At 39.5% G+C, this 26,284-nt stretch carries 25 protein-coding genes; 5 read left to right on the forward strand and 20 right to left on the reverse strand.

Translation table 11 applies throughout. The annotated features are described in order from the left end of the window. Positions 1-3: 3 nt before the first annotated feature. The 3 genes from V5M37_RS17390 to V5M37_RS17400 form a co-directional block, all read right to left on the reverse strand. Positions 4-921: an ABC transporter permease gene (locus V5M37_RS17390; RefSeq protein WP_423798427.1), complete on the reverse strand. Its 918-nt coding sequence runs from the start codon at positions 919-921 to the stop codon at positions 4-6. 36 nt (positions 922-957) lie between these two features. Beyond that, complete coding sequence (locus tag V5M37_RS17395) at positions 958-1,893, reverse strand: ABC transporter permease (protein ID WP_423798428.1); 936 nt, start codon at positions 1,891-1,893, stop codon at positions 958-960. A 95-nt stretch (positions 1,894-1,988) separates the two neighbouring features. Then, positions 1,989-3,599, reverse strand: coding sequence for an ABC transporter substrate-binding protein (locus V5M37_RS17400; protein WP_423798429.1), 1,611 nt, complete (start codon positions 3,597-3,599; stop codon positions 1,989-1,991). Positions 3,600-4,219: 620 nt separating this feature from the next. On the opposite strand from V5M37_RS17400, the gene V5M37_RS17405 reads away from it, so the two are divergent. Then, positions 4,220-5,701, forward strand: coding sequence for an aldehyde dehydrogenase family protein (locus V5M37_RS17405; protein WP_423798430.1), 1,482 nt, complete (start codon positions 4,220-4,222; stop codon positions 5,699-5,701). A 137-nt stretch (positions 5,702-5,838) separates the two neighbouring features. Here V5M37_RS17405 and V5M37_RS17410 read toward each other — a convergent pair whose 3' ends face one another. The 10 genes from V5M37_RS17410 to V5M37_RS17455 form a co-directional block, all read right to left on the reverse strand. Further along, complete coding sequence (locus V5M37_RS17410; protein WP_423798431.1) at positions 5,839-6,213, reverse strand: nuclear transport factor 2 family protein; 375 nt, start codon at positions 6,211-6,213, stop codon at positions 5,839-5,841. 129 nt (positions 6,214-6,342) lie between these two features. Further along, positions 6,343-6,843, reverse strand: coding sequence for a DUF2975 domain-containing protein (locus V5M37_RS17415; protein WP_423798432.1), 501 nt, complete (start codon positions 6,841-6,843; stop codon positions 6,343-6,345). A gap of 208 nt (positions 6,844-7,051) precedes the next feature. Further along, positions 7,052-7,408 (reverse strand): M28 family peptidase, encoded by a 357-nt coding sequence (locus tag V5M37_RS17420; protein WP_423798433.1) that lies wholly within the window; start codon positions 7,406-7,408, stop codon positions 7,052-7,054. A gap of 2 nt (positions 7,409-7,410) precedes the next feature. Then, positions 7,411-8,457 (reverse strand): M28 family peptidase, encoded by a 1,047-nt coding sequence (locus V5M37_RS17425; protein ID WP_423798434.1) that lies wholly within the window; start codon positions 8,455-8,457, stop codon positions 7,411-7,413. 331 nt (positions 8,458-8,788) lie between these two features. Then, complete coding sequence (locus V5M37_RS17430; protein ID WP_423798435.1) at positions 8,789-9,895, reverse strand: MBL fold metallo-hydrolase; 1,107 nt, start codon at positions 9,893-9,895, stop codon at positions 8,789-8,791. Positions 9,896-9,994: 99 nt separating this feature from the next. After that, a complete protein-coding gene (locus tag V5M37_RS17435; protein ID WP_423798436.1) occupies positions 9,995-10,972 on the reverse strand; it encodes an aldo/keto reductase in 978 nt (325 codons plus the stop codon). 25 nt (positions 10,973-10,997) lie between these two features. After that, a complete protein-coding gene (locus V5M37_RS17440) occupies positions 10,998-11,729 on the reverse strand; it encodes a dihydrofolate reductase family protein (protein ID WP_423798437.1) in 732 nt (243 codons plus the stop codon). Positions 11,730-11,859: 130 nt separating this feature from the next. Next, entirely contained in the window at positions 11,860-13,041 is a 1,182-nt protein-coding gene (locus V5M37_RS17445; protein ID WP_423798438.1) for an MFS transporter, read from the reverse strand. A gap of 134 nt (positions 13,042-13,175) precedes the next feature. Then, a complete protein-coding gene (locus V5M37_RS17450) occupies positions 13,176-14,039 on the reverse strand; it encodes an aldo/keto reductase (RefSeq protein ID WP_423798439.1) in 864 nt (287 codons plus the stop codon). Between the two features lie 118 nt (positions 14,040-14,157). Next, entirely contained in the window at positions 14,158-14,913 is a 756-nt protein-coding gene (locus tag V5M37_RS17455; protein WP_423798440.1) for a carboxymuconolactone decarboxylase family protein, read from the reverse strand. Between the two features lie 214 nt (positions 14,914-15,127). Between V5M37_RS17455 and V5M37_RS17460 the strand changes: the two genes are divergently transcribed. Then, positions 15,128-15,676, forward strand: a complete 549-nt coding sequence (locus tag V5M37_RS17460; RefSeq protein WP_378584934.1) for a TetR/AcrR family transcriptional regulator — start codon at positions 15,128-15,130, stop codon at positions 15,674-15,676. 115 nt (positions 15,677-15,791) lie between these two features. Here V5M37_RS17460 and V5M37_RS17465 read toward each other — a convergent pair whose 3' ends face one another. Further along, positions 15,792-16,361 (reverse strand): sugar O-acetyltransferase, encoded by a 570-nt coding sequence (locus tag V5M37_RS17465; protein WP_423798441.1) that lies wholly within the window; start codon positions 16,359-16,361, stop codon positions 15,792-15,794. Positions 16,362-16,566: 205 nt separating this feature from the next. Then, positions 16,567-17,616 (reverse strand): NAD(P)-dependent alcohol dehydrogenase, encoded by a 1,050-nt coding sequence (locus tag V5M37_RS17470; protein WP_423798442.1) that lies wholly within the window; start codon positions 17,614-17,616, stop codon positions 16,567-16,569. Positions 17,617-18,009: 393 nt separating this feature from the next. On the opposite strand from V5M37_RS17470, the gene V5M37_RS17475 reads away from it, so the two are divergent. Continuing rightward, a complete protein-coding gene (locus tag V5M37_RS17475) occupies positions 18,010-18,726 on the forward strand; it encodes a sulfite exporter TauE/SafE family protein (protein ID WP_423798443.1) in 717 nt (238 codons plus the stop codon). Between the two features lie 281 nt (positions 18,727-19,007). Here V5M37_RS17475 and V5M37_RS17480 read toward each other — a convergent pair whose 3' ends face one another. Next, positions 19,008-19,652 (reverse strand): YczE/YyaS/YitT family protein, encoded by a 645-nt coding sequence (locus tag V5M37_RS17480; RefSeq protein ID WP_423798444.1) that lies wholly within the window; start codon positions 19,650-19,652, stop codon positions 19,008-19,010. A gap of 329 nt (positions 19,653-19,981) precedes the next feature. On the opposite strand from V5M37_RS17480, the gene V5M37_RS17485 reads away from it, so the two are divergent. Next, positions 19,982-20,995: a DUF3231 family protein gene (locus V5M37_RS17485; protein ID WP_423798445.1), complete on the forward strand. Its 1,014-nt coding sequence runs from the start codon at positions 19,982-19,984 to the stop codon at positions 20,993-20,995. A gap of 302 nt (positions 20,996-21,297) precedes the next feature. Here V5M37_RS17485 and V5M37_RS17490 read toward each other — a convergent pair whose 3' ends face one another. From V5M37_RS17490 to V5M37_RS17505, 4 genes are all read right to left on the reverse strand, one after another. After that, positions 21,298-21,789: a PTS sugar transporter subunit IIA gene (locus tag V5M37_RS17490; protein ID WP_423798446.1), complete on the reverse strand. Its 492-nt coding sequence runs from the start codon at positions 21,787-21,789 to the stop codon at positions 21,298-21,300. Between the two features lie 126 nt (positions 21,790-21,915). Beyond that, on the reverse strand, positions 21,916-23,241 hold the full coding sequence (locus V5M37_RS17495) for a 6-phospho-alpha-glucosidase (protein ID WP_423798447.1): 1,326 nt from the start codon (positions 23,239-23,241) through the stop codon (positions 21,916-21,918). A 62-nt stretch (positions 23,242-23,303) separates the two neighbouring features. Beyond that, positions 23,304-24,905 (reverse strand): PTS transporter subunit EIIC, encoded by a 1,602-nt coding sequence (locus V5M37_RS17500; protein ID WP_423798448.1) that lies wholly within the window; start codon positions 24,903-24,905, stop codon positions 23,304-23,306. Between the two features lie 128 nt (positions 24,906-25,033). Next, complete coding sequence (locus V5M37_RS17505; RefSeq protein WP_423798449.1) at positions 25,034-25,807, reverse strand: MurR/RpiR family transcriptional regulator; 774 nt, start codon at positions 25,805-25,807, stop codon at positions 25,034-25,036. Positions 25,808-26,106: 299 nt separating this feature from the next. Between V5M37_RS17505 and V5M37_RS17510 the strand changes: the two genes are divergently transcribed. Then, on the forward strand, positions 26,107-26,277 hold the full coding sequence (locus tag V5M37_RS17510) for a hypothetical protein (protein WP_213145550.1): 171 nt from the start codon (positions 26,107-26,109) through the stop codon (positions 26,275-26,277). Positions 26,278-26,284: the final 7 nt, after the last annotated feature.

Raw genomic sequence — 26,284 nt, forward strand, 5'->3', positions numbered from 1 at the left:
CCCCTATTTGCGTTGAACCTTTATGTGGGGATCGAAGGCATCACGAATCGCATCCCCCAATATGTTAAACGCAATTGACACAATTAATAGCGCTAAACCTGGGAAAATGACCAATCCAGGTGTAGACGTAATATATTGAAATCCCTCTTGAATCATATTTCCCCATGCAGGTGTAGGTGGTTGAACACCGACCCCGATAAAACTCAAACTAGCTTCAATCCGAATAGAGGTTGACATGTTCAAAGTGGTCATAACAAGAAGCGGCCCTAAGATATTCGGAAAAATGTGCAGCAACATGATTCTTAAGTTCCCGCCGCCAAGGGAAATGGCAGCTTTAATATATTCCTTTTCCTTCACTTCCATTGTTGAACCACGAGCCACCCGTGCAATACTAGGGATTAATCCAATACTAATTACTACAATTAATGTAGTCATACTGGCCCCCAGCGCTACTAGCACCATAAGTCCAAATAAAAGCATTGGAATGATCATAATAGACTCTAAAATTCTCATTAAAATATCATCAATCCATCCACCTTTATAAGCGGCGACCATTCCAATGAAACCGCCAGCAATAGAGCTTATGGCTACAGATAAAAAGCCAACGAAAAGGGAAGTCTGTGAACCTAAGATGATGCGGCTTAGAATATCCCTTCCAAAGGGGTCTGTCCCTAGCCAATGGGAAGACGAAGGACCTTGCGCACGGTTTACCACATTCTGGGCAATGGGATCATATGGCATTATGATTGGAGCAGCAATGGCGATTAATAACATCGTTATTAGAATAATCAAACTTACAATCCCAAGTTTGTTTTTTCTAAAGGTTTTCCATTCCATTGATTTTGATTTAGTAGCTTTTATTTTTTTATATTGAGATGGGTTTTCCAGAAGATTTGGATCATTCTCCAAGGAATGGGGCATGTAATCAGCTCCTCTCTTCATTCCTCTTACTAAAATTTAGTTAGGTCTAATTTTGGGATTTGCAATGGAATAACTTATGTCAACAATTAAATTAACAACTATGACCAATACGGCAAATAATATTAAACAGCCCTGAAGTATTGGAAAATCCCTTGTTGATATTGCCCCAACTGCTAAGCTGCCCAATCCTGGACGACTGAAAATCGTTTCAGTAATGACAGCCCCGCTTATTAGAGCAGTTATGTCCAATCCAATGATCGTAATGACGGGAATTAAACTGTTTCTCATTGCATGCTTAAAGATTACGATTCTTTTCGGTATTCCTTTTGCTCTTGCGGTCCGTATATAGTCTTGGTTGATTTGCTCAAGCATGCTAGCCCTAGAAAACCTCATTAATACACCCGAAAGGATTAAGCCAAGTGTTAAGGAAGGAAGAAACAGATGAGAAAGCACTCCCCAAAAACCTTCACCTTCACCCATTGAGGGAAACAAATCTACCTTTAATGAAAGTGTAAATATGAGGATAATCCCCAACAAAAACGGAGGGATTGAGACCCAAGTCATTGATATTACTCTTACTAAATTGTCTATTAGAGAGTTGGGTTTTAGTGCAGATAAAATCCCGCTAGGTATACCAATTACACATCCTATAAAAATACTAACGACACTTAATACCATTGTGTGCCAAAAATTATCAAAGATTAGATTCATCACAGGTGTACCTGAAGCAATGGATACACCCAAATCCCCCTTCAAGGTATCCCATAAAAATACAACATATTGCTGCCAGATAGGAACATTTAGTCCTAATTGTTCACGTAAATTTTGAAGTGCTTCTTCACCGGCACTTTCTCCCAAAATCGCTAAAGCAGGATCTCCGGGTAGAACCCGGAGAGCGAAAAATATGATACTAATTGTTATAAACATAGTGGGAATGGCAACTAAAATTCTTCGGATGAGGTATTTAACCATATAGGCTCCCTCCAATTATCTATTTCTAAGAAATTACTACATTTTTAAACTCTGTTAAGGAAAAAATCTACTTCTTTTTAATTGTAAGGGAGTTGTTACTTTATGCTTGTCGTCTCGGTAATTGGATAAAAATAGCTCATTGTACCTTTAAAGTCATATCCCAATACCACATTTTTACTTCGTACAAGTACACTTTTCGTTTGGGCTAAAGGAACCACAACATATTCATCCATGATCTGCTTTTGAATCTCTTTGTACATTTCCTTAGCTTTATTGGTATCTAATTCTTTTCCTGCTGCCTCAATTAATTGGTCTGATTTATTAAAGTGTGAAAAATTAAGTTTTGCTGTTTGCATCCCGACGGTTGAAGGCCCGTAATAATGGTCTACCAACGCGAAAGCCGCATGAGGCTTTGGTGATCTACCATAAAGCACAAGTCCATTTAAATCTTTTCGAATATTAGCTCCATATGTTGGAACGTCTACTTTATTTAACTCCATATTTATTCCCACTTTTCTAAGTTCTTCTTGAATAAAAGTCATCAATTTCACATAGGTGTCCCGAGAGCTTAGAAATTGTGGAGGAAGTGTGAGTCCATTAGGATACCCCGCTTTTGCTAGCAATTCTTTCGATAATTCAGGGTCATATTTATAAATACCCAAATCAGCGTGCCCGAATATTTTGCTTGGGATTGGTCCCGAAGCTAACTGTCCTGCGGAACTTGACCCATATACTTCTTTTACATATTTCTTAATATCAATCGCATGCGCAATAGCCTTTCTTACTAGAATGTCGTCAAAAGGCTTCATTGCTGTGTTCAAGAAAAGTCCCCAAAAAATATTAGGCTCAGGAAAATCTAAAACCATATTTGTTTTTTTTTCCATTTGTTGCAGCCAAAGCTGGTCACCCTCACCTAATGCCATTTGAATTTCGCCTTTTTCTAATGCCACATCAATAGCATTTCGGTCACTCATGATTAAGTACTCAATTCGATCCAATTTAGGTTCCCCGCGAAAGTATTTAGGATTTTTCTCTAAGACTACTTTTTGACCTTGTTTATATTCTTTTAACATAAAAGGTCCAGTACCTACCGGTTTTACCATCGAATCTTTTCCAGCAGCTTCTATTGCTTCTTTTTTGACAATTGCCCCTGCAGAACCATCCATTAGAATTCGAAGAAGAAATGCAGAATCTGGGTTTTTTAAATAAAAGACTGCAGTATAAGGATCTGGTGCTTCAACTTTTTCTATTACTGATAACTCTGAATTAAATGGAGAGCCTGTTTTAGGATCTAGTAATCTTTCAAAAGTCCACTTTACATCGGACGACGTAAATTCCCCGTATCCGTTATGCCACTGGACACCTTTACGGAGATGAAAAGTCCAAATTGTTCCCTCCTGATTCATTTCCCATGACTCCGCTAAATCTCCTTCAATTTCCTCTCCTGAAACTGTACCTGGTTTAAAGCGAACTAGTCCATTGAATATTGGCTGGGTTACTGTGAGGTCTGATGCTGTTGAGTTGAAATGAGGATCCAACCGTGTCGCGTCACTAGTCAGTGCAACTTTTAATACTTTTTCTCCGCTCGATTTATTTTGGGTTGTCCCTGTGGACTTCTTTGCTGTTTGATTGGAAGAGCATCCTGCAAGAGCTAAAATCATACTTAACAATACCAAAAATCCCATATTTAACCATTTTCTTTTCACCTTTCACGTCTCCCCCTTCTAACTCAAAAAAAAAATTCTGTTTCCATCATTTTAAGAGATTTAAAAAAGCCACTTATAATGTCTCGTTTCGCCAATACAAGAAAACCCTTTCATTTCTAAAGCTTCTTTCCACATTCTCAATAGAAATCTATTAAATCACCCTTTCTTTTTACCTAGCTACTCACGTTCTATTTATTAACTATGCAATAATCATGCCAATCTCATAATGGTAATTACCAATATATAAAAGCACCATTTTTATCATAGTTTTCTGAATTTCTGTTTCACTTATAAAACTACATGTCTTAAAACTAAAACAGAAAATGATTGAAATTGATGTTTCCAAAATCACTTGATATTAACAGTTTTGTATGCAAAATGACTTTCAAATAAAGGAAACAGCTTAAGTAAAAGTGATTTTTTAAAAATTAATTTTTCGTTAAATATCTAATAAATCATTTTGGCATGGTTTTTGCATCATTATCAATCAAGGAGGTGGATTCAGTAAGGATTATTAGAATAAACCGAATTTGTCGTGTGTAAATCGGAAGATCATGATTTTATTAATTGAGAAAATATTTCTGTGTGATTAAATATTTTGCATATATGGAGGAATGTAAATGGTACAGACATTGGAATTGAGTGAAAAGGTAGTAGAATTTATAAAAGGCACTAAAAAACTATTTATCAATGGGCAATGGGTTGAATCAGTAAGCGGAAAGACATTTGAAACCAGAAATCCGGCTACCGGCGAAGTCATTACCACCGTATATGAAGCCCAAGAAGCAGATATTGATCGGGCAGTAAAAGCTGCACGGGAGGCATTTGATAATGGTCCCTGGTCTAAATTAACTGCTTCAGATCGAAGCCGTCTTATCTATAAATTAGCCGACTTAATGGAAGAGAATTTAGAGGAACTAGCACAACTTGAAACATTGGATAATGGAAAACCGATTAATGAATCTAAATTTTTTGATGTTCCGACAGCTATTGAACACTTCCGATATTATGCTGGCTGGTCAACTAAAATCGTGGGGCAAACCATCCCGGTAAACGGTAATTTTTTCACCTATACTAGGCATGAACCTGTAGGTGTAGTCGGACAAATTATTCCATGGAACTTTCCATTATTAATGGCAGCTTGGAAATTAGGCGCTGCACTTGCGACAGGTTGTACAATTGTTTTGAAGCCAGCTGAGCAAACGCCGCTGTCAGCCTTGTATTTAGCTAAGTTGATACAGGAAGCCGGTTTCCCTGATGGAGTGGTCAATATTGTTCCGGGATTTGGAACGACAGCAGGCGAACCGCTGGTAAGGCATGAAATGGTTAACAAAGTCGCCTTTACTGGATCAACAGTAGTGGGAAAACAGATTATGCGCCTTGCCTCTGATTCTCTCAAAAGAGTGACATTAGAGCTTGGAGGAAAATCACCGAATATTATTCTTCCAGATGCAGATTTGACAAAAGCTATCCCTGGCTCACTGATGGGGATCATGTTTAATCAAGGGCAAGTTTGCACTGCAGGCTCTCGTCTGTTTGTCCAAAAGAAAGCGTATGATAATGTCGTAGCTGACCTTGTCTCTTATTCAAAAAGTATCAAACAGGGACCGGGGCTAGATTCGAATACGCAAATGGGACCACTTGTTACAGAAAAACAGCAAAATCGCGTTATGAGTTATATTGAAAAAGGGCAGCAAGAGGGGGCTGAAATGTTAACAGGTGGAAGAAATCCATTTGATAGCGGGTATTTTGTTGAGCCGACGATATTCTCAGCCGTAGAGGACAATATGACAATTGCAAGGGAAGAAATTTTTGGCCCGGTCCTTGTTGCTATGCCGTTTGATGATTTAGATGAAGTAATAAAACGTGCCAATAACACTGCTTATGGCCTTGCTGCAGCCGTTTGGACTGAGAATGTTCGCAATGCCCACTATGTAGCTAGTAAACTACAAGCCGGGACGGTCTGGGTCAATAGTTATAATGCTGTAGATGCAGCCGCGCCATTTGGTGGTTTCAAGCAGTCCGGAATTGGGCGTGAAATGGGATCTTATGCGCTTGATGCCTATACTGAAGTGAAAAGTGTTTTTGTTAATATGGATTAAGGTTAGGTTGCTTGAAGTAAAACTTAATAAGAATAGGTTTTACTTTGGCAACAGTGCGATAAGGTTTCCTACGGCCGAAAGACCATCCATTTGGATGGTCTTTCTTTTATGTGTACAGTTAGGAAAGGAATCCTAGCTCAAAATACGCCATTTTCATTGGGAGAATTCTCCGGTATGGGCTGACCCACATCCCACAATTCGACGATGGATTCGTTATGGAAGCGGAATATATGGACCACTGCCACCCCAAGGTCATCAGGTTTTTGTTTTATATGGGAGTAAACAACAACCATATTCTCATCTTCAATGACACGTTTTACTTCAAGGCTTTTGTTAGGATTCTGTGCAGCATTCTCTTCCATTGCGAGCATTAGAGAGTCAGCATCTCCACGGAAAAAAGGATTATGATGGCGAAAATCCGGACTAATGTACCTACTGTATGCTTCGCGCACTTCCCCCGACGCAACCAGTTGCAAAAACGACACAGCATTTTCTTTTAAAGAGTTCTTCATTGCAAATCTTCCTTTCCTTAAAGTGTAACTTTTAGGCTAACTCTTTGTAATTATTGTTAATCACATGAGATTCAATAAAATGGGGTCTCGATACATCTATCTTAATAATATTCAACAAAGTTTTCCAGCTCAGATCATTAAATCATTTTCAGATTTAATATCAACTGCGTTTTTACAAAGCTTTTGAAGAACCGTTGCAAAAACTGCGATTACAATGGAAGCAAAAAAAATGACCAAGCCGATAAGTAAAATCCCTGGATTTCCCGCATTTTGTGAGATGAGAGTGACAATACCTGCCACATACCATGCACTGATTGTGATGGCGCAAAATTTTATATATTTAATAGACGTTATCGATAATTCTGAGAAGGCTTTGTTTTTGTCAATATAGCCTAACAGCTTTAACACTTGAAAAAGTGCAAAGAAGAACGGAATAGCTGTCATATAGATCCCGATTAACAGAGGATATTTCAAATGGATAAACTCAGGGTACATGTCAGCAAATACATTTGCTTGCCAAGGCAACCAATATATACATAAAACAAGGACAGTTATTCCGACTATACAAACAGCTATTTTTAACATAAGAATTTTTCCTCGGTCAACAATATCCATCAGCTCTTGATTCATTTAAAAGCACCTCACTTATTGAACTTTGATTTCATTTTAATGGAAATTTTATCGTTTTTCAATAAATTATTAGTGCATTTTAATAAATCCACAAAAAACCCCGACATTAATCGGGGTTCTCGCTGTGAAACTTCCAATAGAGATGAGCACCAGGTTTGTCTGCGGGCGATGTCAGGCACCATTGAGAGAACCACTTCTTCTATTCGATTTATGCACCCGGCGGGCGGTTTTCAAAGTCGTAGTCGACAGGTTGCGGTGCTACTCTTGAATGTTGTAGGGCCGGGGTGTCCGGACGGGCAATTTGATAGACGGAAGCACCGACAATTTCAGCTGTTTCTTGCAGTTTGTTTTTATCAATTTTGTCTAACGTATCAGCAGGTGTGTGATACCATGGCTCGAGCGGCGAGTGAATGAATAAAGCTGCAGGTATGCCTAGTTCATGGAATGGCTGGTGGTCACTTCGCCCCAATTGGCCATACGGGACCACTTCACCCAATGCCGTTCTTGCTCCTGCAGCAGAAGCAAGATCGGTAACTAAGTTTTTCTTACCGTCTATGGTATACATGATTAACCATTCGCCTTATTGTCGCCGCCGGCATCCTTGCTGCCGATCATATCCATTTGGAAGTGGGCAACAATCCGGTCAGCTTCATCTGTACTTAATGTCCCTGCATAATGGTAGGAACCTAACAGACCTAGTTCCTCTGAACCGAATGTCACAAAGCGAAGCTCTGTATCAATCGGTGCGTTGGCCATGACCCTTGCAAGCTCCAGGACAGCTGATACACCGGAGGCATCATCGTTCGCTCCTGGTCCGTTCTGAACAGAATCATGGTGTGCGCCTATCAGGACAACTTGTCCGGTGTCTTTGTTTTTATTTGGCTTCATTTTGGCGATCACATTATAGGACGTTTTTTCTTCCACTCCGGATCCTGTGACTTTAATTTGGGCTGTTAGTGTGCCGTTTTTCAATTTCTCTACCAGTGCCAAACCTTGGGCTCTAGTAATCGCAACGGCAGGAATATTTTGACCATAAGTAGATTGGCCAAACGCGTTCGAGGAACCGGTATTGTTGTACATCACAACCCCAACTGCACCTTTATCAAAAACATTTTGTACCTTTTCGACGAAGGTGATGTCGCCTCGTTCAATCAGGGCGATTTTCCCTTTTACGCTGTCAGGCACCTTACCCGCTAGCGCCTTACCCACATCCACCAATTCTGCTGTTACCTCTCCACTGTACGAACCAGAAAACACATAGGGCTTCAAATTCTCCCCGCCAATTTCCAATAAGCCGCTGACGTTATTTCTAACAACAGTATAGATTGGGAAAGGCTGCACCTCTGTCTCATAGCCATATTGTTTAAAATGGCTCTCTATGTACTGAACACCTCTAAGTTCTCCAGGAGTCCCTGCCTGGCGAGGAACTTCTGATAAATAGGCAATGTGGTTATACATGTTGTCAGCACTGATTTTTTTGATAATCTTGTTGTCAAATGCGGATGCTGCATTGGCGTTTGGGACACCTGCCTCCGGTCCTTTGGCATATGCACCATTGACACTCAAAACTAATCCCGCCGTTAACAAAGCTGCCATCGTTTTTTTCCGTTTCATCGTACTCCCCCTTAATGATTTGTAAACGATTTCCAGTAAATTATCATTTAATTTAATAGTTTAGTAAACTTCAATAGATTTACAAAAATCTACAGATTCATCCATTATGACAAACCTTTTTACTAGATAGAGGCTGAGAAAAAATCTATGTATGTCGAGAAATATATGAATAACGAAAAAAGATAGGTCTACAATCCTTATCACAATAAAAATAGGACTCGTCTATAAAATGCGAGTCCAGTAACGTCTTTCATCTTAGAAATAGTCAATTATTTTTTCCTTAATGATAAAGGATTGTGCCATTTTTAATTGTTCTTTTCATCTTTTTTACCTACTTATTTAATTTTGTCCACCAAGAGGAGCTAGGAATGGAGAACTCCCCATCTAATGGAACTGTTTCGCCAATTTTAGGAGCAATTATATTAACTCCTGATTTTTTGGCTTCTTTTATTGCTCGTTCTATCGGTTCTGTCCAACCATGATAAGCAAGGGTAAAGGCTCCCCAGTGAATTAACATCATATTCTTACCATTTACATCTAAATGAGCCCGCACAGATTGTTCAGGTGTCATATGGACCCAAGACCACCGTCGATCATATTGTCCGCCTTCCATTAAAGTAAGATCAAAAGGTCCGTATTTCTTCCCAATTTCTTTAAAATGCGTGTCATAACCACCATCTCCGCTTGTATAGAAACGGGTCTTTTCTCCAAGAATGACCCAACCGCCCCAAAGGGTGGAATTTCTATTTAACGGTCCTCTGCCAGAAAAGTGTTTGGAAGGAGTGAATGCTACCGTTAAGCCTTGAAACTTTGATTCATCCCACCACTTTAATTCTGTTATTTTTTCTTTTTTAACTCCCCAATCGATCAAGTGTGCACCTACACCAAGAGGAACGTAGAAATGATTGACCTTGTTCTTTAATTTTTTTATAGATGGATAATCTAAGTGGTCGTAATGATCATGAGTAATAAGGACAGCATCAATTGGCGGCATTTCATCAATAAGATACAGCATATCTTCGCTGTAACGTTTGCTTCCTACGAACGAAACAGGTGAAGCAACTGGGCCCAGCATGGGATCTACAAGTATCTTTTTATTATCGATACTTACTAAAAAAGCAGAATGACCAAACCAAGTTAAACTATCTTCCTCACTTTTGACTATGTTCCAATCAATCTCGAAAACAGGAATTTGACCTTTCGGATTACGGTCTTTAGAACCCGAAAAATTTTCCTCCAGCATGGAGAAATAATCAGTTACACCCATATTTAACTTCGTTGGATCTGGATTGACGAATTTACCATCAACAAAATTGCCCAATTGACTGAATTGCTTTTTTTGTTCTTTGCTTGGATTGCTGCCGAAAGCTGGACTTATGTTGATAAACAATAAGATGAAAATTAGTAATACAACTAAAATAAGTAATAAATAAACCATAACCTTTTTCTAATCCCCTCCCCTAGCCCTTTAACGTTAAAAAAAGGGTGTATACATTATACACCCTTCTTTATCCACTTCATCAAGAGTTTATAACTCTTACCTCCATTTACCTGTTAATACCTCTGTTCGATCCGTTGCAGGTGAAGGCGTTCTTGATAAATTGGAGATTTCAGCGTACATGTCTTCTGTCATTTTAAAATCGGCAGCTGCTAAAGAATCTTCCAATTGATCCAAATTGCGTGCACCAATGATTGGAGCAGTTACAGCAGGATTTGCTTTTACCCAAGCAACGGCTAGAGTTGCAGGTTTCACATTATGTTCTTGTGCATATTTGGTGAACTGTTCAGCCGTAATATAATCTTCATCAGCACTGTAACGGTCACCGTATCGGGCATTTTGTACAAGGCGGCCCTGCTCAGGACGTTTATTCACTCCATATTTTCCTGATAGTAGTCCAGCACCAAGCGGGCTGTAAGTAATAACACCCATTTGTTCGGAAGCAGCCATTGGTAAAATTTCCACCTCTGCTTGGCGTTTAACCAGGTTATACATCGGTTGGATTAATTCAAAACGAGCAAGTTGTTCTTTTGCAGAAATTCCTAATGCTTTTGTGATTTGCCATGCTGCCCAATTGCTTACTGCGGGATAGAGAATCTTTCCTTGTCGCTGTAAGTCATCGATTGTCCGAAGCGTTTCCTCCATTGGAGTTTGTTCGTCAAAATCATGAACGAAATAAAAATCAAGATAATCCGTCTTTAACCGATGCAGGCTATTTTCAATACCTTGCACCATATGTTTTCGGGACAATCCTCTAGCATTCACATCAGCACTCGTGTTCCAGAACACTTTTGACGTTAAAACAATTTCGTCTCTTTCATGTGCAATACACTCTCCTAAAATTTCCTCGGAACGCCCATAAACATCGGCAGTATCGAAAAAGTTGATACCAGCTTCCCGACAACGTTTATACATGGCTTTAGATGTTTCTTCATCTGCGTCTCCGCCAAAAGACATGGCACCAAAACATAAATTTGATACCTGAATTCCTGTTTTACCTACTGTGTGGTATTCCATCATGTACCTCCAAAATTTAATTATACTATTCAGATGGTTGGTCACGTTTTGTTATATACTTCATCCAAAGCCCACCATCGTCCAGTTTTTCGACTTCTTTTAAGAAGAAATTTACGGGTTTCGGTTTGTTTAGATAAGAACTCGTTTCAAATAGTGTCGTAGTGTTGGATGAACCATCTGCAATTGGGACCAAAATTAGGCTCAATTCGTCAATTAATCCTTCATTCAAAAAGGAGCCATTTAAAACTCCTCCACCTTCTACCATTAATTTATCGATTGAAAATAGATTTTTTAGTTTTTCCACTACGACAGTAAATTTTAATCTTTCTTTTCCGCCGAAAATATAAGATATACCTGTTTTTTGCAGATGAGCTAGATAGGCATCAGATACTTGTTCTGTAAGCACTTCTATAATGTGATCTCCTAATCCGTAGTCATCTGTAATGTAGTCTTTTGTCCATCCGAGTTTCCCTGAAGGATCTACTGCAATGGCATAACCTTTTGCATCTTTATTTGCAACGTAATCCGTTCTAGTTATCGTCGTAATGTTATCTTGTTTTAAATCTAGTTGATGTCCAAAAGTAAAATGTTCTTCCAAGGTAGCCCTGCCACACATCCATGCTTTACACCCGTAACGATCATGGATTTCTTCGTATAAATCTCTAAAATAAGCTGCCCGTTCTTCTTTCAAATAATCTCCAATGATTTTCCCGTCCAATGAAGTTAGCATGTGACAGATGATATATGGTCGTTCCATTTGTTTTGCCCCTTTAAGCATTATCTTCGAATGTTAAAGTCAACGGGAGTAATGATAAAATCCTTGCTTGTTGGATTATCATGCATTTTCACTATGACTTCCTCGTTGTTAAATGTCATTTTTAGACTGCTCATAGTACCTCCTCATTAAACGACTTTCTCACTACTTTACTATTAAGACTAAATGATACCACCGCAATAATTGCAGCGATTGCCACAGATCCGGCCCCGATCCAACTTACCGCTAGTACGGATGTGCTTTTTACGGCAATACCCCCAATTCCTGCCGCGGCAGCTATGCCTAACTGAATGAAGGAGCCATATAGGCTAAGCATGATTCCTGAAGCTTCTGGAGCAAGCCAAATCAGGTTATACTGCATACCTGGACCTGACGACCAAGCTGAAAAGGACCAAAGCATAAGCAACGGTATGGCAACAAAAGCTGACCTAGCGATGGTAGAGAGTAAGATAAGTGCTAAACAATGGACAACCAAACCGCCGACAAGAGTTTTCGGGTTACCAATTCTATCCGTCATGAATCCACCAAACTTTGAACCTATTAAGGTAGCAATACCGAAGGCAAACAGGGCACTACTCACTTCTCGTCCGCTCATTGCTGTAACGGTAAGCAGGAATGGTGCAATATACGAATACATCACCCCATATCCTAACTGCCAAAAGAACGTGATACCAAGACCCATTAAAATTTTCGGGTTTTTTAAGTAAGAGAGTTGCTTGCCCAGAGGGACGGCAGCCCCGTTATTTGTAGCAGGAATCGTATGCATAATAACGAAGATTGCTAATAGACTTAGTACACCGATCCCCACGAAAATTAACTTCCAATCATAGACAAGCGCTACAAGACGACCAATTGGAACACCGATGATAATGGCAGCACTAAACCCAAGGATAACGGTGCCAATCGCCCCTGCTTGTTTTTCGGGTGGTGCTAATTTTGCCGCAGCAGTTTTCGCAGCAATGGCAAAAACCCCGCTTCCTAGAGCTAGTATAATGCGAGAGATAACTAGAAAACCGAAGCCAGGAAGGGTGATAGTCATAACGCTCCCGAGCACCATTAAAACTAGAGAAAGCATTAATAACTTACGCTGATTCAGTTTTGTCGTCGCCATCACGACAAGGGGAGAACCTACCGCATTCGCTATCGCAAATACGGTAATCAGCTGTCCTGCTGCCGATACTGAAACGTTATTGGACGCAGCGATTTTATCCAGAATTCCTGCAATGACGTACTCCGATGTACTGACCATGAAAGTAAAGAAGGCCAGCAAGTAAATTTTCCAAGTGTTTTTCATAGGTTTGCTTTCCCCCCTTTAGAAATTCCAGGTACTCATTTTGTTGAATAAAGCCCTAATGTAGCTCCCATTCCTGATTGCAGCCACGACCTTCTGTTACAAGTAGAATCTGTCGTCCTCTATTCATTACCTGTTTATTTTAATTTCCCGCCAAATACCGGGAAGAAGCTATGCTCACCATAATTCTGGATGTTCTCCACTTTCTTCAAAGTCTCCATATCTGCATCGCTGATAGCAAAATCAAGCTCCGCATTGTTTCTCATGTGGTCCGGATTTGCCGTCTTAGGAATGACTACAAGACCAAGCTGGATATCATAACGTAGGCAAAGCTGTGCAACAGATACTCCATACTTATCAGCTATTACTTTAATTTCTGCATTATCCAGAACGGCACCGTGTGCAATTGGTGAATATGCCTCTACCAGGATGTCATTTTTCTGGCAAAATTCAATTAGTTCGAAAGGTGTATTGCTCACATGTGCCAATATCTGATTTACCATAGGTTTGATCTCGCAGCTTTCAAGAATATTCTCAATATCATCCTGAAGAAAGTTAGAAAGACCGATTGCCTTTACCTTGCCTGCCTTATAAGCATCTTCCAAAGATTTCCATACTTCTTTGTTTTCCTCGAAGTAACGGTTCTCCTCTCGGAACTCCATCCAAGGCTGTGGGCTGTGAATAATCAAAAGGTCAATGTAATCCAGCCCCAATTTTGCTAAAGACTCATCAATGGACTGTGTAACTGCATCATAGGACTTTGCTTCTGCAGCAACCTTTGTCGTGATGAAAAGTTCTTCTCTTGCGACACCGCAGGAACGGATTCCTTCGCCAACACCAGCTTCATTCATATAAGCCTGAGCAGTATCAATATGACGATATCCGATTGATACCGCATCACGCACTGCCTGTGCTGCCTGTGCATCGTCAAGCAGCCAGGTACCAAGACCTAATTTTGGAATTTCTACACCACTTGATAATTTGTAAGTTTCGTTAAACATGCTTTTGTCTCCTTTGAATTGTTATATTTTTTGTAGTACCTTGTCATCAAATAAAACTCTTCAGTCCTGCCGGGTAAAAGTTTTACAAATAATATGTGGAATCCCCTATTCTACTTTCTTAACTTTCTGGAATCATTTCATTGATGCAAGCTAATGCATTCAGTGTTCTCGGAAAGCCCATATACGGGAGGCATTGAATGATGGCAGTGATCAACGTTTCCTTGTCATTGCCTACATTTTTGTTACCAAGCACATGTGACTTTACTTGGCCTTCAGCACCGCCCAGGCTACTTACGATGCACAGTGTCAGCAATTCCCGCGTTTTCAAATCGAGTCCACCACGGGTATAAAAGTCTCCAAAGCAGAAAGCCGAAAGATAATCCTGCATATGTTTTTGATTTGCGGGGGCAGCCTCTCGCATTTTTGCGATTATCTCACCAAAAATCTCTACTTGTACGGATAGTCCCTTGTCAAAGCGATTTTCTTCATCCACCTGCTTTTGGCTTTCGATTGGTAATGCAATATTCTTTGCTCGGAAAACCTCATTGACTTCATTGATGGCGTTTAATGTTTTTGGAAATCCAATGTATGGAGCACACTGGTAAACGGCCTCCTTTATTTCGACAGTTGTGAGACCAACGTTAAGTGCGGCAACTACATGTGCCTTGAGCTGAGGCAGCGCCTGGTTCGTGGCAAGCACTACCAAAGTGATTAACTCACGTTGCTTGTCATCCAGATTTCCTTGATAGAACACTTCCCCGAAAATGAAGCGGCTAAGGATGTCCTGAAAATCAGGATCAGTAGCGTATGCGACTGGTACTCCATTTCCGAATAGCTGTTTATATTTTTCTTTGCTCTTTTCAATGCGGTCCATAACTAAGCCTCCAGTTTGAAGAAGTTTACTTTTAATATTCCAAGATCTAGTAAAACATGCTGCTTAAAAAAATTAATATTGATTGATTAATCAACAACTGTTTATAATTATAAAAAAGTCCTTCATACTTTCAATGGTTAAATGAACGCAATTCGTTGATTACTCAACAAATCAATTAAAATTGTTGAGTATCTTAGAAAGACTGGTGAATGAAATGCCTAAAGTAGATAGAAGAATAGCCAAAAGCCAAGTAGCAATCAAAAATGCTGTAACCGAACTGATGTCTGAAAAAAGTTTTGATGACATTACCATTCAGGATATTGCTGACAGAGCAGATGTTAATAGAGGAACCATCTATCTTCATTACACCGATAAATACGACCTCTTGGATAAGATGATTGAAGAACATATGGACAATCTCCGAGAACTATGCCAATTGGCGGCTGAGATGACGTTTCAAGAAGGAAATTATGTCTGGTACGAATACTTTGAGCGTCATTATTTATTTTTTTCAACGATGTTAGCGAGTAAAGGTGCACCCTATTTCCGAAGTCGTTTTCTCGATTTAGTTATTCAAGAGTTTAGAGCTGAAGTGGAGACAACCGAAGGGAAAAATCAAGGATTAAGTGAAGATGTTATTCTTCAATTTTTTGGTTCAGCGGTCGTTGGGGCAGTGGAATGGTGGTTCAAGAATGGAATGCCTTTGTCAGCTCGTGTGATGGCAGAGCAGACGGGGGCATTGTTGGACAGAAACCTGGAATAGGGGTCAATAAAAAAAAATGAGGGTGTCCAAAAAGCATTTCAAAGCTTTTAGACGCCCTCTTTTATCTCATTCTCATATGTTTTTTTTAATTTATTAAAAAACAGAATTGCTTCTATTAGGTTTCGATGATTTTGATCTTTTTTGCAGGCACACCGCCTACAATGACATTTTCAGGTACATCTTTGGTCACAACTGCACCTGCGGCGATGATGGCACCATCACCAATGGTCACACCAGGGACCACAGTGGCATTTGCTCCCACCCAGACATTGTTACCAATCACAATTGGTACAGGATGCAAAGTACTGCGCTTTTTCGGATCAATGTCGTGATTGAGAGTAGCCAACACGACATTATGTCCGATGAGAACACCATCACCAATCGTGATGCCGCCCTGATCCTGAAACCGGCAGCCCGAGTTTATAAAGACATTTTTGCCGACAGTGATGTTCTTCCCGCAATCTGTATAAAAAGGAGGAAACATTGCAAATGCTTTATCTACCGGTTTACCTGTCAACTGAGAAAACAATTCTCGAATTTCTTCCGGAGTATGATAATGTCCGTTCAGCTCGGCGGTTAACTTCAATGCTTCCTGCGAAAGATTGTGCATCATCAGGTGCATTTCCGAACCGCCCTCAACTGCTTTACCTTGGTTTAAGTGTGCTAAGAAATCATGAATATCCATTGGTTTCCTCCTATAGACAAAGCTTTCTATTTAGTTAATCGTTTCTACAAGGGCGCCGACGTCTGCCTAATTTATTGTCCCCGTTTGTTTAAATTTATTAGTTAAGATTCTCGCTAATATAGGTAATGCCTGAAGTTAACATATCATTAATAAAAGAGGCACACCTAAATAGGAGTGCCCCCTAATATATTGCTAGTTATACCTGTTATTCATTTTCCATCGTGCTGATATCGATCACAAATCGATACCGTACATCTGAAGATAATACGCGCTCCCAGGCCTCATCAATCTGATTGGCGGAAATAACCTCAATCTCCGGAGCAATCTGGTGTTCAGCACAAAAGTTAAGCATTTCCTGCGTTTCGCGAATTCCACCAATCATCGAGCCAGCATACGACCGGCGATGACCGATAAGTGAGAATACGTTAAGTGACAACGGTTCGGCTGGAGCACCGACGTTGACCAGCGTACCGTCAAGCGCCAGCAGTGAAAGGTATGCATTAACATCAATCTTCGCGCTCACTGTATTTACAATAAGGTCAAACGAACCAGCCAGTTTCTTAAATGTCTCCGGATCGCTCGTGGCATAATAATGGTCCGCACCAAGCTTCAAACCGTCTTCTTTCTTTTTCAATGTTTGTGATAGAACAGTGACCTCTGCCCCCATCGCATGAGCGAGCTTCACAGCCATGTGTCCAAGTCCGCCAAGTCCTACGACAGCTATCCTTTTGCCGGGAGCAGCTCCCCAATGGCGCAGCGGCGAGTACGTTGTGATGCCAGCACACAAGAGTGGAGCAGCAACGTCAAGCTCGATGCTATCTGGAATTCGAACTACGAAATCTTCCGTAACGACGATGTTAGAGGAATAACCGCCCTGTGTGTATTGCCCGTACCTGTCGACAGATGCATATGTGCCCGTATTTCCGTTGAGGCAGTACTGCTCTTCTCCCTTATGGCAGTTTACGCATTCTCCACAGGAGTCCACCATGCAGCCTACTCCTACTCGGTCACCAACGGCAAACTTTGTAACTTCCGAACCAGTCTGGGTGACAATTCCGGCGATCTCGTGTCCTGGAACAAGTGGATAATTGACCGGACCCCACTCGCCGCGGGCTGTATGTATGTCAGAGTGGCAAATACCAGCGTACTGAATCTCAATAAGGACATCTTGCGGCTGTAAATCCCTGCGCTCTATAGTGGTCGATTTGAATGGACCTTCCGGATTGAATACAGCACGTGCTTTAGCGTTAATCATATAAAAACCTCCTGTAAAACCAATATAATTGATTCTTTACAATCTTGTTGGTTGGGATTCCCTGACAATTTCTGTCTAAGACACAACATAAATTAATTAGTGTGTTTTATTCAAAAATACTAGTCTCCCTCTTGGCAAGATTAATCAACATCTGTTTATCATTATAAATAGAACAAAGATGCTTTCAATGGTTAAAAAAACGCATTTCGTTGTTTAATCAACAAATCTATAAAAATTGTTGATTATCATTTTAACAATTTTTTCAATAAAGATAATCCATTCTATGATATTATTGATTAATGTTCAAAACCATTCTAAATTCTTTTGTTAATTCAATCCAACATACAAATGTAAGGTGTTTGCTTTTTTACTATTTTTTAAGGAGGTTTTTAAATGGAGGTAGGTTTTCTATCTATTCTTGGTTTAGGATTTGCGCTTGGCATCAAGCACGCAATAGAACCAGACCACGTGATTGCTGTATCAACCATTGCTAGTCAAAGTAAAAAATTATTACGTTCGTCTTTAGCAGGAGTATTCTGGGGGATTGGTCATACTGCTACATTATTTATTATCGGGATTATCATTATTCTTATGAAAGGCGAAATACCTGAAAAATGGGCGATGTCATTAGAATTTTTAGTTGGTATCATGCTTGTTTATCTTGGAGTTTCAACCGTCCTTTCATTTAAGAGTATCCACATACATCAGCATGAACACCATGGAGAAGAACATAAACATGTTCACTCTCATACTCATATGGGAAAACACGGGCATAAACATAAACATAAAAATGTCTCATACTTAAAATCCATGGTGATTGGCTTAATTCATGGTCTTGCTGGAAGTGGTGCTATGGTTCTTTTAACCATGAGTACCGTTCATAGTGTTTGGGAAGCGGCCATTTATATCCTTATATTCGGTGTAGGAACCATAATTGGAATGCTTTTCTTTACCACAATTATAGGAATTCCTTTCGTTTTTAGCTCCAAAAAAATAGGGCTGAATAAATCACTTACTCAAATAACGGGGGTAATTAGTATCGTATTTGGGATATTTTATATGTACAATCTAGGGGTAACTGAAGGATTATTTAAACTTTGGATACAGTAGTTTCATAGAAGAGAGATGGATTTTCCTCACGGGTTCCGTTTCCTATCGCAAAACTTAAAAATGCAACCGATATTGTCCCGTGTTTTGTGTATATTTTAGTTATAAAGAAACGGCTCAGTCACTATAATGAGCCGTTTCTTATATCCATTTCCAATATCTACTTCAACTAACTCCCGTTACTTAAATAAGAAAAAGACTTCACTCCCAAATTGAAGTTAATAACATGTCACTAAAGCAAGAAGAAAGGTGGTTGAACATAAAAAAAGGCAGCCTCCTTAGATTTATAACGGGATTTTAAATTGTCCCTTTTGCTGTCGCTCCAGACTAGTGATATAGGAACGCATTAGTTTCATGGAAAACTGAAAGATGGGGCTTTGAATAAAGGTATATGCAAATGTCATAATAAAGACAGGACCGCCAAGGATTAAGCCGATCATCAAGATGACACTCTCGACAACGATTCTTGACCGGCTGACCGATAACCCGGTTTTTTCCGAAACGGAAAGCATGAAACCATCCCGTGGACCGGCCCCGATTCCCGCAGCCACATAGATTCCTCCGCCAATGCCGGTTATGATGATACCCATTAACAAGATTAGTAGATTCAACCACCAATACTCGTTTTCACGAGGAAGAATGTTGAGATGCAAAAAGAAATCCATGATCGGGCCAATCGATAAGGCATTTAGAAAGGTCCCAATACTAATATACTTCCTATCAACGACAAGAGTAATCAGCACCAGTACTAAGCCGCATATGACACTCCAAGTCCCAATCGTGAACCCGAACCGTTGGAACAGAGCGACGTTTAATACCTCCCATGGATGCAGCCCCAAGGATTGAACATTCACTGCTATCGCATTTCCTAACCCAAAGAAAGTTAAACCAAGAAAAAAAATAAAATACCGTAATAGCCAAAGTGACATTTCTACACCTCTACATCATATATTCATCATCTACTTTAGATGAAGAGGCCTAAAAGAACAAGATAATTGTTAATTGGAGCAGGCCCGCGACCAAGGTTTAACCCACGAACAGGTTCAAGAAATGTTAAATAAGGTTGCGGACTGGATTTCTCAGACAGAACGGAATGCACCAAGGGACGTTTTATTATAGGTTTAAGAATCCCCTATGCATGCAGGTTTAAATAAACTTGGCAGAAATGTTATCTGTTTTACTCTATTCGTAATAATATGTAATAATTTACATTATTTCGAAACATACTCTAGTTAAACAATGTTAATGGAGGATTAAAGTGTTTAAGACTAAAGAACCGTTAAGCTCATCTGAATTAGGTACCCTATGGATTACATATCAAGAAAAAACAATGATACTAAGAATTTTAGAATACTTTTTAGAAAAAGCAGAAGACCAACAAGCTAAAAATATTATTGGTATGATGTATCAAGAATTGGATTATTATGTGGAGTTGATATCAGGGATTTTTGAAAGTGAAGGTGCGGTCGTTCCTAAAGGGTTTACAAAAGAAGATGTTAATTTAGATGCACCCAAGCTATTTGACAATGGATTTGACATAATGTTCCTTCGCATTTTAAAAGAAGTCAGTATGGGAATGTATACCATTAATATGAATATGGCGTACCGAATAGATGTAATGACAGTTTATGAAGGTCTGACTTCGATTACTCAAAAGTGTTATAAATTGGCAACTGTTTATTTACTAAAAAAAGGGATTTTAACTCGCCCTCCTATAATAACTATGCCTAAAAGAACCGAATTTATTGAAAGTAAACGCTATATGAGAGGATTTAAACCATTTAGTGAAAAAAGACCATTAAATGCTATTGAATTAGGGGTACTTCATTCTGGAATTGAAGTGAATAATATTGGAATGCAACTTATTACTGGATTTGCCCAAAGTGCAAAGAACAAAGAAGTTAGGCAGTATTTTGAAAAAGGTATAGAACTCTCCAAAAAGCATATAAAAACTTTTCAAGATTTTCTTTTAGAAAGTGATATTCAGTTTTCCGCTACGATAGGAAGTACGGTAACAACTTCAACTGTTGCCCCATTTTCAGATAAGCTAATGATGTTTTGCATCGACCTTCTTAATGGATTTAGTATTGTCGGTCAAAGCTTTGGGACATTTTTTACATTAAGAAATGATTTATCCTTAAAAACAGCGTCATTAGCCAAAGATGTCTTTTTTTATGGTCAGGAAGGACTTGAAATTATGTTTAAAAACGGATGGTATGAAGAACCACCGCAAACGGAAGATAGAAATCAATTAATTAATCGAACTGAATAATGCAGGTCACACCTTTTAAATGTAATAATCTCACCTTTTCGAATTTTTCGAATCTTTATTGTCCAACCACTTTGGGTAGCCAACAACCTCCATTGGCTACCCAAAATGCTCTATTAATTTCAGTTGTCAAACCTATATATGGATTTTCATAGGAATTAGAGGCAAAAAATCTTGCGAATGAGTCAGTGAATTGATCTGTTATTTTACTTTTTGCACCTTAAAAGTGAACCCGTTGAGTAAACGTTTGGTCTTTTTGCAATATTTTATAGAGATCCCTTTAAACACAACAACCAATTATTTTTCTATTTCATTTTCACCTGCAACAAAACAGATTCCCCACGTGTTACTGAAATTTCCTCCGTTTTAGTTAAAGTGTCAACTGCATCAAAGTTTGTAATCACAACTGGCGAAATAATGCTTTCCGCTTTTTCTTTGACCAAATCCAAGTTAAAGGTAACAAGCTTGTCTCCCGCTTTAACTTGGTCACCTTGTTTTACATGGCCTTCAAAGCCTTCTCCGCCCATCGCAACGGTTTCCATTCCGATATGAATTAATATTTCCAAGCCATCTTTACTGCGAATTCCAACAGCATGATTGGTTGGAAAAATTTGCGCAATCTCTCCGTCCATTGGAGCAACAACTACTCCTTCAGTAGGCTCAACCGCAATCCCGTCGCCAATCATTTTCTGGCTAAATACCTGGTCAGGAACATCTTCAATTTTGATTACTTTTCCTGTAATGGGAGAAACAAGGGTTACTGTTGTCTCCTTTTTTCCGAATAACTTCTTAAACATTCCTTTTTCCTCCTATTCTTTTGATGCCCGTAGGAAAAGGCGAAAAGCTTCCCGCTTGATTCGCCTCTTCCTTCATTATTACTGATACGTGTGATTGAGACAAGAGAACCGTCCCCATGCTTCATTTTAGTGCAATTCTGGCCAGTATGCTTTATTGGCTTCAATTAAGTCATCTAAGATTTCTTTTGCTACTTTAGCGCTTGGTACTGTTTTTGATAGTGTTAGAGCTTGCCATAGTTTTTGGTAGCTGCCTTCAATGTAGGCTTGGACAACTAGTTTTTCGACTGTTACCTGCTGGTACATTAATGCTCTTTGGAACTCAGGAATCTTACCTTGGCTTAATGGTTCTGGACCGTCGCTGCCGATAATACAAGGAACCTCTACCATGGCATCGTCATCAAAGTTGGCGATGGCACCATTGTTTTCGACGATTAACAACATTCTTTCGTGAGTGTTGAAGGCAATGGCACGAGCAAGGTCTACAATAAAGACTGCATGAGCGCCCATTTCAAATTCACAGCCTTCTGCTGTTCCTCTTTCAATGATGTTTCTTGCTGTTGAAAAGACCGTCTTTTCTCTGCCGGCAATGACTTCATTGGCCCTTGTGAATTCCGGATTGGAATGTTCCACCACATAATCAGGGTAGAAGTAATATTTCAAATAGGTGTTAGGCAAGAATCTTGGATCTACCGCTAACAGATCCTTCGCTTTCTTATGTGTCTCCTGCCAGCTTGCATCCGTATGCTGGGTGTCCACTTCTTTTTGTGTCAGATAGCCATTCTCTGCGACATAATCACGAATTTGTGGCAGATATTCATGTCCTTCTTTGTCTTTTATGCTTGTCCACCAGCCAAAGTGGTTTAATCCGAAATAACGTACTTCCAAGTCCTTTGGCTCTTTGCCGATAATGTGCGACATTCTGCGCAGCGTTCCGACAGGCATATCACAAATGTTCAATACCTTGGAATTTGGACGAAGCACGCGGCAAGCTTCCGCTACGATGGCTGCAGGATTGGAATAGTTTAACATCCAAGCATCAGGTGAATATTTTTCCATAATGTCAATCAACTCGATCATGTCACCGATGCTTCTCATACCATATGCAATTCCGCCAGGTCCGCAGGTTTCTTGGCCGACGACCCCATGCTTTAATGGAATCTTTTCGTCTTTTTCGCGCATTTCATATTTTCCCGTACGAATATGGGCAAAACAAAAATCAATATCGGTGAACGCTTCTTCCGGATCGGTTGTGAAAGAGTATTCGATATCTGGTGCATTCTCTTTCATGACAATCTCAAGTGCTTCCCCTAGTACAGCTTGTCTTTGTTCGTCATTATCATATAATTTTAATTTCCGAAGCGGGAAACGGTCCAGATTATCCAATAGCATCATCACAATACCCGGTGTATAGGTGCTTCCTCCGCCTGCAATTACTACTGAGAATTTCTTCATGTTCTCCATTCCCTTCTATTATCTGTCTTCTCTTTGTTGTATAGGTTTCTATCTATTAATGTTTATTCGTTTGTGCTTAATCCTAAGTAGCTGTCTACCGCTTTACGGATGTTTGTTACCTGTAAGCCATAAACAACCTGTACATTTTTATCTTTGATGATAACTCCGCTAGCACCTGTTTCTTTTTTCAACACATCTTCATTTACCCTTTCAGGATGCTCCAGAGTTAAGCGAAGTCGTGTATAACAATTGGTGACTGTATTAATATTGCTTGCTCCACCCAAAGCATCGACGATTACAGGGGCAATTCCGTCATTTCCCTGGGGCACAGGAGTACCAGCAGTTCCTGCACTTTTCTTTGCTTTGTAATCGTTCTTTGAATACAATTTCGTCTCATTACCTTCATCTTCTCTTCCAATCGTTTTGAAGTTGAATTTCACTATCAAGAAGCGGAAGACCACGTAATAGATCACAAAGAAGATTAATCCGATTAAAATGTACATTGGCCAGTGTGTCTTTTGAATTCCAAGCGGTAGATTGAAAAGTAAGAAGTCAATCATTCCGTTTGGCCCAATCGCACGTACATCGAATAGATGGAACGTTACCATCGCTAAACCGCTTAAACCAGCGTGAACTACGAACAATAATGGTGCAACGAACATAAATGAGAATTCGATTGGTTCAGTGACACCTGCAATAAAGGAAGTAACAGCAGCAGGAATCAGGATTGCTTTTACCTTCGCTTTGTTTTCAGGCTTGGCAGTATGATACATTGCCAAACATGCGCCAATTAAACCGAACATCTTTGAAATCCCGCGGGCATCCCAAACGACGCTTGGAGAAAGCTCTTTTACGCTTGGATCGGCAATTTCCGCATAATAAATATTTCTTGCACCTTCGAATATTTTGCCGCCAACTTCAGCACTGCCGCCCAATTCTGTATATAAAAATGGTGTGTAGATTAAGTGATGCAGTCCTGTTGGGATTAACAAACGTTCTAGTGCTCCGTATAAGAAAATACCGAAGCTTCCGCTGTGGTTAATCAGTGTTCCGAGCTTGTTAATACCTGTTTGGAAATATGGCCAAATAAATGTAAGAGCGATGGATAATAGCACAACAACTGGAATTAGAACGATAAAGACAAATCGTGAACCGCCGTAAATTTGAAATGCTCCATTGAATTCTGTATCAATAAATTTGTTATGGACCATCGCGGTGATGATACCAAGGATTAGTCCAAGGAATACACCCATATCAAGGATTTGTACACCCAAGACAAGCGTTTGGCCAGTTCCCTGTAGAGTATCTCCCTGATAAAGAACCCCGCTCAGCTGCATGAATTTATTCATCGCATTGACAAACACCAGGTAGCCTAACAATGCGGTAAATCCAGCGACAGCTTTTTCTTTATTCGCTAAACCGACCGTGATCCCGACACAGAAAATAAGTCCCAAGTTACCAAGAATTGAAACCAATGATCCAGTTAGAATTGTTCCAAATCCGGTCGTAATCGGATTATTTAAAAATGGGATGACTTCTAATAGTCTTTGATTGGTTAGTAAGTTCCCTAGGGCAATTAAAATACCCGCAATCGGCAAAATAAGTACCGGAATGAACATCGCTTTTGAAAAGCGCTGCATGCCATCCATGACTTTCGCTTTCATTTTGCCTTCCCCTCCTGTAATTGTTTTTTGTATTCGTTTTCGTCGACAGGTTTAGAATACAATGTAACCGTTTTAGAGTCGATAGATTCAACAAGATAAAAAACGTGTTTCACACATTGAAACACGTTTCACTCGTTGCTGTCTTTTTTATTCATAATTGTTTCAACATACTGCTTGATGATAAATTCAAACATCAGCATAAGACTTGGAAAAAAGCTGTTTGGCAGCATATTTCGGTCGTCCAGTTTACTATGGTCGATGATCTTAAAATTCAAATTGGAAAGCTCAGCGATCCGATTGTCTGTTTCTTTTGTGAATGACACCGTAAAAATTTGATGCTCTTTGGCTGCCTGTAATTTATCGATGATTAGCTGTGTTTCTCCCGATTTAGAGATGACAACTAAGGCACCGATATCTTCCAAATTATTTTCGAATACGCCAATCGAATCTGTCCCGCTTGCAAAAATGGTTTTTCTGCCCAATACCAATAATTTTTTATACAAGTATTCTGCAGCAATGGCGGAAAAACCGGTGGCGTAAATAAAAATATAACTTTGCTTAAGGTTTAGTACATTCTGTATAAAGGATTGGAAATCTTCCAGCGAATTATGGTCTAGAAAATCCTTCTCACTAATTTCCAAAAAATCCTCCATCACGCCGCTTTGCGGTAAATCTGCTTTCTTGACAAGCGGCAGAAGCTGATAATACATATCGACAAATCCGGTATAGCCTAATTTTTTGGACAGGCGGATGACAGTTGCCGGAGAAGTAAAATTTTCTTTTGCGATTTTCCGTACTCCCATTTGCAAAACTGTGTCGATATTTTCAATGATATATTGAACAAGCTGAACATCTATTTCGGTTAAATTTTTCCCTTGAACAATTTTACTAATATCAATCATATATTACCCACTCTCACTCGATGAAGCCCTTGCTATCAATAGTTTTCATTATATCGGAATAGGAGTTTTACTACAATCTTATGACGGAGGAAAAACATTTATAGTGAGGAGTAAAAAAATAGAAAATTAACCAAAAATCCAGTTTCGTAAATTAAAAGTAAATTTTAAATGGAAACTATTAAAGCCATTTATAGATATGGTTAATTCATGTTAAGAATTGGAAAATCGCCTCTTTTTTTCCTTCAAAGCCTGTATGATAAGACTGTAATAAAAAATGCAACATTCAAGGAGGAAGTAAGATGAAATTCAAAAAATGGTTATTTGCTTTGATGTCCGCATTGATGTTACTCGGAGTTGCAACAGCATGCTCAGATACCAGTTCAAAAACAGATGATACGAACACTGAACAAACCGACGATGGTTCCCAAGATGATGGATCACAAAATGAAGATGGCAATTCTGGTCAATAAGCAGGCA

This window comes from Neobacillus sp. SAB-20_R2A (genome assembly GCF_049568635.1).
Taxonomy (GTDB): domain Bacteria; phylum Bacillota; class Bacilli; order Bacillales; family Cytobacillaceae; genus Neobacillus; species Neobacillus citreus.